Consider the following 10709-nt stretch of genomic DNA (forward strand, 5'->3'; position numbering starts at 1 on the left):
ACACACATATCGTGGGCTGGTTCTGTTGTTCTGAGTGCCCCCGCGGGCATACGCGTCCGCCACGCCTGCCCGGCTTCGTCCAGCCTAAGGCACCCGAACCCATGTCAAATCGAGCCTCGGTGGGCGCGCTGCGGGTCCGTTGTGGATGGGGTTGAGGGTGGTGGGGGTGGGGGGTGGTTAGGCGGCGGTGGAGTGGGTGGAGTGGGTGGTGGTTGGTTCCAGGGCGAGGTCCAGGACTTCGCGGACGTCGGCGACCAGGTGGATGGTCAGTTCGGAGCGGACGGACTCGGGGACGTCGTCCAGGTCCGGTTCGTTGCGTTGGGGGAGGAGGACCGTGGTGATGCCGGCGCGGTGGGCGGCCAGGAGCTTCTGCTTGACGCCGCCGATCGGCAGCACGCGGCCAGTCAGGGAGACTTCGCCGGTCATGGCGACGTCCGAGCGGACCGGGCGGCCCGACAGGAGCGAGGCCAGGGCCGTGGTCATCGTGACGCCGGCGGAGGGGCCGTCCTTCGGCACCGCGCCCGCGGGCACGTGGATGTGCACGCCGCGGTCCGCGAGGACTTCGGCGCGTTCGTCGTGCGAGCGCAGGTAGGAGAGGGCGATCTGGGCCGACTCCTTCATCACGTCGCCGAGTTGGCCGGTGAGCGTGACGCCGGCCGCGCCGGTGCCGGAGGAGGCCAGGGAGGCTTCGACGAAGAGCACGTCGCCGCCGGCCCCGGTGACGGCCAGGCCCGTCGCCACGCCCGGTGCGGCGGTGCGCTCGGCCGACTCCGGGGTGTGCTTGGGCGAGCCCAGGTAGCCGCGCAGGTCGGGGACGTCCACCGTGACCGGCAGCCGGGTCTCCTCCAGGGCGACGCGGGCGGTCACCTTGCGCAGGATCCGGGCCAGCGAGCGCTCCAGTTGGCGCACGCCCGCCTCGCGGGTGTACTCGCCCGCCAGCTTGCGCAGCGACGCCTCGGTGATCGTGACGTCCTCCGGGGTGAGGCCGGCGCGCTCGACCTGGCGCGGCAGGAGGTGGTCGCGGGCGATGGTGACCTTCTCGTCCTCCGTGTACCCGTCGAGCTGGACCAGCTCCATGCGGTCGAGCAGGGGGCCCGGGATGGACTCCAGCACGTTCGCGGTGGCCAGGAAGACGACGTCGGACAGGTCCAGCTCGACCTCGAGGTAGTGGTCGCGGAACGTGTGGTTCTGGGCCGGGTCGAGGACCTCCAGCAGGGCGGCGGTCGGGTCGCCCCGGTAGTCCGCGCCCACCTTGTCGATCTCGTCCAGCAGCACCACGGGGTTCATCGAGCCGGCTTCCGAGATGGCGCGGACGATCCGGCCGGGCAGCGCGCCGACGTAGGTGCGGCGGTGGCCCCGGATCTCGGCCTCGTCCCGGACGCCGCCGAGGGCGACCCGGACGAACTTGCGGCCCATGGCGCGGGCCACCGACTCGCCGAGCGAGGTCTTGCCGACGCCGGGGGGACCGACGAGGGCGAGGACCGCGCCGGAACGGCGGCCGCCGACCACGCCGAGGCCCCGGTCGGCACGGCGACGGCGGACGGCCAGGTATTCGGTGATGCGTTCCTTGACGTCGTCCAGGCCCGCGTGGTCGGCGTCGAGGACGGCGCGCGCGCCCGCGATGTCGTAGGAGTCCTCGGTGCGCTCGTTCCACGGCATCTCCAGCACCGTGTCGAGCCACGTGCGGATCCAGCCGACCTCGGGCGACTGTTCGGCGGTCCGCTCTAGCTTGTCGACCTCGGCCAGCGCGGCCTTGCGGACGTTCTCGGGCAGGTCCGCGCCCTCGACGCGGGCCCGGTAGTCCTGCTCCTCGGTGGCGGGCTTGCCGTCGAGTTCGGCCAGCTCCTTGCGGATCGCGGCCAGCTGTTGGCGCAGCAGGAACTCGCGCTGCTGCTTCTCCACGCCTTCCTTGACGTCCTTGCGGATCGTCTCGGCCACGTCCAGCTCGGTCAGGTACTCGCGGCCCCACTCCAGCAGCTTCTCCAGCCGCTCGGTGACGTCGTTGGTCTCCAGCAGCCAGACCTTCTGCTCGTCACCGAGGTAGGAGGCGTAGCCGGCGAGGTCGGCCAGCGCGGACGGGTCGTCCACCTGCTGCACCGAGTCCACCACCTGCCACGCGCCGCGCTGCTGGAGAATCGTGGTGACCAGGGCCCGGTACTCGCGGGCCAGTTCGCGGGTGCGGTCGTCGACCGGCGGCACGTCGGCGACGGTCGCCTCCACCCACAGGGCCGCGCCCGGCCCGGTCGTGCCGGTGCCGATGCGGACCCGCTCGGTGCCGCGCACGACGGCCGCGCGTTCGCCGCCGGAGAGCCTGCCGACCTGCTCGATCAGCCCCAGCGTGCCCACCTTGGCGTACTTGCCGTCCAGCCGGGGCACCAGCAGCACCTTCGACTGGCCGCCCGCGGCGGTCGCGGCTTCGATCGCGGCGCGGGCCTCGGCGGTGGCGTCCGAGCCGCTGATCCGGATCGGCACGACCATGCCCGGCAGCACGACCACGTCGTCCAGCGGCAGCACCGGCAGCGCCAACGTCTCGCCCATGATCCCTCCAAAGTTGAGTCTGACTGGCTCAACCAAGGTGAGCGCGGGATTGTTTCCGCCGGGTGTTCGCCCTGAGCGAGCGGCCATTGGTGTGATCCAGGTAACAGAAGTGGGTCCCAGGCGATATCCCGGATACCACTGCAAGACGCCGTTCTCGGGGGGGAACACATGGCTGTCGAATCAGCGCCGGGCTCCGGCGCGCCCACCGCCGTCCACCGCTACTGGCACGCCGGGGACCGCGACTGGGTGTCCATCCCGGCCCACGGGAACCAGCCGAGCGCCGCGACCATGGCCGCCAACGGCTACCGGATCGCGCCGGAACCGCAGTACTACGTCCACTACATCGGCAACCCCGACATGGTCGCCGTGTACCGCTGGTGGCACCCGGGAGACCGGGACTGGATCGACGTGCCGGAGGGCTCCATCCCGGACTCGACCCTCGCGAACTGGGGCTACACGAGCCGGGCGTTCCAGTTCTACGCGCACCGCGACCCGCACCCCGGCACGGTCGCGGTCTACCGCTGGTGGCACCCCGGCGACCGGGACTGGGTCACGCTGCGGGACGGCGAGGTGCCGGACTCGACCATGGCCGCCAACGGCTACCAGAACAAGACGCTGCTGTTCCACGCGGACGGCACGCGGCCCACGACGTCCGCCTACTTCCCGTTCGGCGCGGCGCAGGGCGCGGTGCTGCAACCCGTGTCGTGGAGCGAGGAGCACGACCACCCGCACACCATGAGCGTGCTCGACGTGAACCCCGGCCGCGACCCCGCCCAGAACGGCGGTTTCCGGTTCCTGGCCTACTGGGGGCACCACGAGTGCTCCGGGATCGGCATCGCCCGCGCGCAGGACCCCGCCGGGCCGTGGGTGCAGCAGGCCGCGCCGCTGTTCCGCGGCAACGGCGAGCGGTGGGCGTCGGCCATGCTCACGCCGGACAACCGGATCGCGTTGGTGCACAACGTGTTCTGGTGCGGCGGCAGCCCGGACGGCCTGCCGTACCACGTCGTCGGCCGCACCAGCACCGACGGGCGCGGCGGCACGGCGTTCACCGCGCCCAGGGCGCTGGTGAAGGAACCCGGCAACGTGAACGGCAACCCGACGTTGTTCCGCGACCCGCAGGACGGGCGGGTGCACCTGTACTGGTTCCGCGAGGCGCCCGGCCGGCGCGAGATCCGGGTGCGCAGCGCGGCGACGTTCTCGGCGCTGTTCGACGTCGACCCGGCGACACCGGGCCAACTGGTGGCGGTGTGCCCGGACGTCGTGGCCGCGCCGCAGGTGGTGCGGATAGGCGGTACCTGCTACCTGGCGGTGGAGACGCTGGAGGACGGGAACGTCTGGAAAACCCGCGTGCTGACCAGCGCGAACCCGACGAGCGGGTTCCTCGAGATCCCCGACGGCCCGGTGTACGGCGACAGCGTGGCGTGCGCGTTCCAGCACGTGTTCGACAACCGCCTGCACACCTTCTACTGCCAGGAGCACGGCGCGGGCACGGCGGACTGGACCCTCGACCACCGGTCGGCGCCGCTGCCCTGAGATCCTGGTGCGTCCGCACGGTGTCCCGATCGTGAGGAGCCGGCGTCCATTCGGGGGTTGTGCCGGGTGGACGCCGCCGGAACGATCACGCCGTCCACTGACGAGGAGATGTGCGCATGGAGCAGGCCAGCTGGGTTCCGTCCTCGGTAGACCTGACCCGGCCGAGCGCGGCCCGGATGTACGACTACTACCTGGGTGGGTCGCACAACTTCGCGGTCGACCGCGAGGCGGCCAAGTCGGTCGAGAAGATCTTCCCGGGCATGTCCGGCGCGGCCCGCGCCAACCGCTCGTTCCTGCGGCGCGCGGTGCGCTACCTGCTGTCGCAGGGCATCGACCAGTTCCTCGACCTGGGGTCCGGCATCCCCACGGTGGGCAACGTGCACGAGATCGCCCAGCAGACGAACCCGGAGGCGCGCGTCGTGTACGCGGACGTCGAGCCGGTGGCCGTGGCGCACAGCACGGCGTTGCTGGCGGACAACCCGCTCGCCCTCGCGATCCAGGGCGACCTGCGCGAGCCGGAGTCCGTGCTGGACAACGCCGACGTCCGCGCCATGCTGGACTTCGACCGGCCGATCGGCCTGCTCATGGTCGCCGTGCTGCACTTCGTGCCGGACAGCGACAACCCGCAGGCCGCCATCGCCCGCTACCGGGAGGTGCTCGCGTCGGGCAGCTACCTGGCCGTCTCGCACGGCAGCTGGGACGGCGTGTCGCAGGAGGGGCAGGAGAGCGGTGAGCAGGTGAACGCCATCTACCGCCGCACGGACAGCCCCCTGGTGCTGCGGACCGGCGCCGAGGTGGCCGCCTTCTTCACCGGGCTGGAGGTCGTGGAACCCGGCGTCGTGCCGCTGTCGGAGTGGCGTCCGGACTCGGACGACGCCTACATCAGCGCGTACGCCGGGATCGGCCGCAAGCCCTGACCGCCCGCGCGGTCGGCGTCACTCGGGCGGGGTCAGGCGCAGGTCCGGGTCGATCGGTGGTTCGCCGTCGAACGGTCCGTCCGGCACGGCGGCGAGGGCGTCCAGGGTGAGGCCGATGTCGCGCGCGTGCGGGTCGGGGCCGGCGGGCGGGACGGCGAACCAACCGTGCAGGTCCTCCGGGATCCGGTAGCGGGCGGCGAGGTCGCGGTAGAGCGGGGCGCGCCCGGCGGACTGCCCCGCCAACTGCTGGTACTCGCGCATGGCCAGGCGCATCCGGATCCAGCGGTAGCGGTCGGTCTTGGCGCCGTCGTCCTCGGTGAACCTGGTGCGCAGCAGCCGTCCGGCCTCGGCCCCGCGCTCGGCCAGGGCGCGGATCGTCTCCGGGCGCATGAACAGGTTCGTGCCGCCCTCCGAGTCCCCGATGCGGACGTGCGCGATCCGCCCCCGGTAGCCGGGCAGCGCGGACTGCATGGTGTCGCGCCAGCCGAGCGTGGTGTCGAGGATCGCCGACGCGAAGTGCTGCACCAGCCCGATCCCGCGCCACGGCGTGCCGCCGGTCGACGCGTCCTGCTCGGGCAGCCACACGTCCCGGTCGTCGCCCGGCGGGTACGACTGGAGCGACAGCCCGAACGTGGGCCAGCGCGGCAGCAGCTGGTCGAAGAAGTGGATCGGGAAGTTGCTGGTGATGCCGCCGTCGGAGAACCAGTGCACGCGCGGCTCGGGCTCGGCGCGCACCAGCGGGACGGCGGCGATCAGGCCCGGCAGCGGCATGCTCATCCGCACGGCCAGCGCGACGGGCAGGTCCGCCGGCAGCGCGTGGACCACCTCGTCGGGGTGCAGCGGGCAGCGGTGCGGGGTGGGGTCCTGCCCCAGCTTGTCGACGGTCCGGCGCGGCAGCACGGTCCCCAGGCACGTCCGGCAGAACAGCCACGCGGCGCGGGGCTCGGTGAACGGCAGCCGGTACGGGCGGCCCTCGGACAGGTCCGTGGTCATCAGCACGAGGTTCGTGGTCAGGTCGGCGAAGGTCAGGTCCGGGGTGCCGGACAGGTCGTCCAGCCGGTCCGCGATCCAGTCGCTCAGCGGCGGCACGCCGGTCGACGCCGGCACGCCGCAGCGCCGGTCCCAGAAGCTCGGCCGGAACTCCCCGGTGCCCGGCACCAGTCCGAAGTGGACGGTGGTGGCCATCCGGTCGAGGAACCGCTTGGCGCCCAGGCCGTAGGTGAGCGCCACCGCGCTGACGAACGCGAACCCGAGCACCAGCCACCACACCGCGGCGGTGGCCGCGCTCGCCAGGCTCGCCGCGGTCCACCGCGTGCCCAGCGCGACCGGGACCAGCGGGACGACGAGGAGCAGCCCGGTGCCGACGCGCCGCAACCACGCGTCACGACCCCTCGGCAGGACGCGGAACACGATGCCGGGCACCGCGACGACGACCGCGGCGGTGACCGCGATCAGCAGCCAGGTCGGGGTGGAGCCCCAGGAGATCGAGCGGAACCACAGCGACGGCCCGACGAGCCACAGCGCCACCGCCACGGCGAGGAACACCCGGGACCGCCACCCGATCGCGCTGATCAGCGCGAGCAGCAGGCACGTGAGCGCGCTGCGGCCGGTGGTGTCGCGCCGCTGCATGGACGCCGCCACGATCCGGTACAGCTTGCGGGTGTGCCCGCTGGGCTGGAAGAGCTGCGCCATCCGCCAGCCGGGCGCGGCGAACCAGTCGACGACCTCCTCCAGCTTGCGGAAACCGCCCTGGTCCCGGCCCTTCTCGGCGGCCGCGGTGAACGCCGCGCCGATCGCGCCCGCGGAGGCGCCGCCCAGCGACCGGAACCGGTAGTGCCGGGCCAGCTCCACGACCGCCCAGGGGTAGACGACACCGCTCGTCGCCCCGCCCCGCATGGTCAGGTCGCAGTACCGGTTGAAGTCCTCGGCCATGGCGAACCTCCCGGCGTCCATGATCCCGCGCGGGCCGTCGGCGTGGCACTGGACCAATCGGTTGGTCACCGGGCTTTCAGAGCTGCGACAGGGCGATCCGCTCGATGTCGGCCGGCGTGCCGGACATGATCGTGCGCACGTGCTCGGTCACCAGCCCGATCGGCCAGTCCCACCACTTCGCGCGCAGCAGGCGGGCCACGTCCTCGTCGGGGTACCGCTGCTTCACCGGCCGCGCCGGGTTGCCGCCCACCACGGTGTACGGCGGCACGTCGGACGTCACCACCGCGCCGGTCGCGATGATCGCGCCGTCGCCGATGGTCACGCCCGGCATCACCACGGCCTGGTAGCCGATCCACACGTCGTTGCCGACGACCGTGTCACCGCGCGTCCCCATGCCGGTGATCAGGTCCATCGTCCGCTCGGCCCACGTGCCGCCGAAGATGGTGAACGGGAACGTCGACACGCCGGTGGTGAGGTGGTTCGCGCCGGCCATGATGAACCGCGTGCCGGTGGCCAGCGCGCAGAACCTGCCGATCACCAGCTTCTCGTCGCCGTACCCGTAGAGCACGTTGCGCGTCTCGAACTCCAGCGCGTGCTCGGGGTCGTCGTAGTAGGTGTACTCGCCGACCTGGATCTTCGGTGACGTGACCAGCGGCTTGAGCTGGACGACGCGGTCGGTGTGCGGCAGCGGGTGCAGGGCGGTGGGGTCGGGGATCAACGGCGCTCCTCACGCGGCTCCGGGGGTGGCGCCAGCGTGTCAGACGTGGTCCGCGCCCGGCCCCACCGCCCGGGGTCGGCGGAGGCGTGGGGCGTGGAGCGCGGTGGGTCAGAGCTGGTCCAGGAACTCGTCCACCTCGGCCAGCGCCCGCCGGCGCACCGGCTCGGCGGACAGGAACAGGTCGTGCATCCCGCCCTCCACGGTCACCACCTCCACCCGGTCGCCGATCTTCGGCGCCCAGCGCCGCATGTGCTCCACGTCCAGCACGGTGTCCACCGTCATCGCCTCCGGCGTCCACCGCTTCGCGTGCAGCACGCTCCTCCCGGACCGCAACAGCAGCACGGGCACCCGCACGTCCAGCCCGCGGTGCAGGCGCGCGTGCCCGCGCCGGACCGCCCGCAGCCACCCGGCGTGCACCGGGAACGCCTCGATCGGCTTCCACGCCGTGTCGAAGTCCCACTCGCCGTGGTGGTCGCGGTGGATGCTCTGGCCGTACACCGGGCCCAGCCCCGGCTTGAGCACCAACCGCGGCGCGAGGCGGCCGACGCCCCGCACCAGCGCCGTGCCCACCGTCCGCAGCAGCCACGGCTCCGCCAGGTCCAGCCACGGGCTGTTGAGCACCAGCGCGTCGATCACGTCGTCCGACCGCCGCTCGTGCGCCCACAGGCTGGTGACGAGCCCGCCGGTCGAGTGGCCCAGCACCACGAGGTGCCGGTGGCCGTCCTCCTCGCGGATCACCCGCGCCGCCGCGTCGAGCTCCTCGAAGTGCTCCGCCAGGTCCAGCACGAAGTTGGCCACCTGGCCGGGCCGCAACGACCGCCCGTACGCGCGCAGGTCGATGGCGTAGAAGTCGAACCCGCGCGCGGTGAAGTGCTCCGCGACGTGCCGCTGGAAGAAGTAGTCCGCGAACCCGTGCACGTAGAGCACCGCGCCCCGGATCGCGGGATCCGCGCGGCGGCGCACGAGGGTCGCCGTCGTGCCACCGCCGCCCAGGGGCAGCGCGCGGGTCTCGTAGTCGGCGCCGAGCACGTCTGCGTTCACGCGGTCAGTGTGCACGCCGATTCGTCCGATCGGGGAGAGGCGGGCCCCGGATCGTGGCACTGTGGGTGGATGACCAGTGAGGAGATCGAACGGTCGAGCGCGCGCGTGCGGTTCCCGGGCATCAGCCCGAGGGCGTACGAGCACCCGGTCGACCGGGGGGCGTTGGCGGTCTTGCGCGCGGTGCCGGGCATCGGCCCGGTGTTGCAGGCGGTGGCGGGCGCGTTCACCGAACGCGGCGAGAGGTTGGGCTACCTGGCCTCGACCATCAGGGTGGGCCCGAAGCAGTACCCGGCGCTGGACCGGCTCCGGCTGGAGGCCGCGGCGACGCTGGACCTCGACCCGGTGCCCGAGCTGTTCGTCAAGCGCGACCCGGTGCCGAACGCCATGACGTTGGGCATCGACCGGCCGTTCATCGTGCTGACCACGGGCCTGGTCGAGCTGCTGGACACCGAGGGCCTGCGGTTCGCCATCGGGCACGAGATGGGCCACGTGCTGTCCGGGCACGCGCTCTACCAGACGATCCTGCAACGGCTCCTCCAGCTCCAGCACAGCCTCGGCTGGATGCCGGGCGGCTACTGGGCGATCACCGCCGTCATCGCCGCGCTGCGCGAGTGGTACCGCAAGACGGAGCTGACCTGCGACCGCGCCGGCCTGCTGTGCGGCCAGGACCCGGCCGCGGCGCTGCGCGTGCACGTGGCCATGGCGGGCGGCATGGACCTCAGCCAGGTGGACACGGCCGAGTTCCTCAAGCAGGCCAAGGAGTACGAGCAGGTCGAGGACGTGCGCGACAGCGTGCTCAAGCTGATCCGCACCTGGCCGCTGACCCACCCGCTGGCCGTGGTGCGCGCGGCCGAGCTGCAGCGCTGGGCGGCGGGCGAGGAGTACCGCGCCATCCTGACCGGCACGTACGCGCGGCGCGAGGACGACCGGCCGACCAGCTCCTTCACCGAGGACCTCAAGTCGGCCGCCCGGTCCTACAAGGAGTCCGCGGCCCAGTCCGAGGACCCGCTGATGAAGGTGTTCAACGAACTCGGCGACGTGCTCGCGGGCGCGGCGGGGAAGGTGCGGGGCAAGTTCACCGGAGCGGACTAGTCCGATTGGCCGAGCACCGGCCGCCGATCTGGCTAACCTCCTCCTGAAGCCTTTGATCAGGAGGAGGGGCCGATGCGGCTCGCCGCGTTGTTGATGACGTTGTTGATGGCTCTCGCGGGCACCGCCGCCGCGGAGGAGCGCGTGGCGGACGAACGCGTGGTGGGCGGGCACCGGGTGTCGATAGCGGAATACCCGTGGGTGGTGTACCTGGCGGACTCGAGCGGCAACCAGTTCTGCGGCGGCACGCTGGTCGCCCCCGCCAAGGTGGTCACCGCCGCCCACTGCGCGACCGCCCGGACGCCGCGCAACACCCGGGTCGTGGCGGGCCGCGAGGACCGGCGCGGCGGCGACGGCCAGGTCGTGCGGGTGGACGGCATCTGGATCCACCCCGACTACTCGACCGCGGAGGCGGGCGCGGACGTCGCCGTGCTCACCCTGCGCTCGTCGGTGGACGGCACACCCCTCCCGCTCGCCCACCGGTCCGACGGAGCGCTGTACGAGCCGGGCACCGAAGGGCTCGTGCTGGGCTGGGGCCGGACCAGCGAGCAGGGTCCCCTGTCGCGGTACCTGCTCGGCGCGACCGTGCCGGTGCTGGACCGCGACTACTGCGCCGACGCCTACCCGCAGTACGACCCGGTGGCGATGACGTGCGCCGGCTACCCGCAGGGCGGCGTGGACACCTGCCAGGGCGACTCGGGCGGCCCGCTGATGGCCGGCGGCAAGCTGATCGGGATCACCTCATGGGGTGAAGGTTGCGCGCGGGCGGGCAAGCCGGGCGTCTACAGCAACGTCGCCACCTACGCCGAGGCGATCGAAGGGCAGCTGGCGGCGTGACCGGGCGGCACGCGGTCCGCCCGGCCGCGGCGGTCCGCGCGCCGGCGCAGAGCACCAACCCCCCCCCCAAGGGGTGGGACACCCCCCCCCCCACCCCGGCCACC

The 10709-nt window shown here is 72.7% G+C and carries 8 protein-coding genes; 4 read left to right on the forward strand and 4 right to left on the reverse strand.

The window, feature by feature from the left end:
- Positions 1–177: 177 nt before the first annotated feature.
- Positions 178–2538, reverse strand: coding sequence for an endopeptidase La (gene lon / locus ACFXGA_RS23460; RefSeq protein WP_378091041.1), 2361 nt, complete (start codon positions 2536–2538; stop codon positions 178–180).
- 168 nt (positions 2539–2706) lie between these two features.
- Between lon and ACFXGA_RS23465 the strand changes: the two genes are divergently transcribed.
- Positions 2707–4071, forward strand: coding sequence for a sialidase family protein (locus ACFXGA_RS23465; RefSeq protein ID WP_378091043.1), 1365 nt, complete (start codon positions 2707–2709; stop codon positions 4069–4071).
- 116 nt (positions 4072–4187) lie between these two features.
- Complete coding sequence (locus ACFXGA_RS23470) at positions 4188–4988, forward strand: SAM-dependent methyltransferase (protein WP_378091046.1); 801 nt, start codon at positions 4188–4190, stop codon at positions 4986–4988.
- Between the two features lie 18 nt (positions 4989–5006).
- Here ACFXGA_RS23470 and ACFXGA_RS23475 read toward each other — a convergent pair whose 3' ends face one another.
- From ACFXGA_RS23475 to ACFXGA_RS23485, 3 genes are all read right to left on the reverse strand, one after another.
- Positions 5007–6989: a patatin gene (locus ACFXGA_RS23475; protein ID WP_378091048.1), complete on the reverse strand. Its 1983-nt coding sequence runs from the start codon at positions 6987–6989 to the stop codon at positions 5007–5009.
- 7 nt (positions 6990–6996) lie between these two features.
- Positions 6997–7638, reverse strand: a complete 642-nt coding sequence (locus ACFXGA_RS23480; RefSeq protein ID WP_378091050.1) for a CatB-related O-acetyltransferase — start codon at positions 7636–7638, stop codon at positions 6997–6999.
- Between the two features lie 108 nt (positions 7639–7746).
- Positions 7747–8679, reverse strand: coding sequence for an alpha/beta hydrolase (locus ACFXGA_RS23485; protein ID WP_378091052.1), 933 nt, complete (start codon positions 8677–8679; stop codon positions 7747–7749).
- A gap of 69 nt (positions 8680–8748) precedes the next feature.
- Here ACFXGA_RS23485 and ACFXGA_RS23490 point away from each other — a divergent pair, with 69 nt between their 5' ends.
- Both ACFXGA_RS23490 and ACFXGA_RS23495 read left to right on the forward strand, forming a co-directional pair.
- Positions 8749–9771 carry a M48 family metallopeptidase gene (locus ACFXGA_RS23490; protein ID WP_378091054.1) on the forward strand — a complete coding sequence of 341 codons (1023 nt, stop codon included), beginning with the start codon at positions 8749–8751 and terminating at the stop codon, positions 9769–9771.
- A gap of 72 nt (positions 9772–9843) precedes the next feature.
- Complete coding sequence (locus ACFXGA_RS23495) at positions 9844–10605, forward strand: S1 family peptidase (protein ID WP_378091056.1); 762 nt, start codon at positions 9844–9846, stop codon at positions 10603–10605.
- The last annotated feature ends 104 nt before the right edge of the window (positions 10606–10709 follow it).

The organism is Actinosynnema sp. NPDC059335 (assembly GCF_042752395.1).
Lineage (GTDB): Bacteria > Actinomycetota > Actinomycetes > Mycobacteriales > Pseudonocardiaceae > Actinosynnema.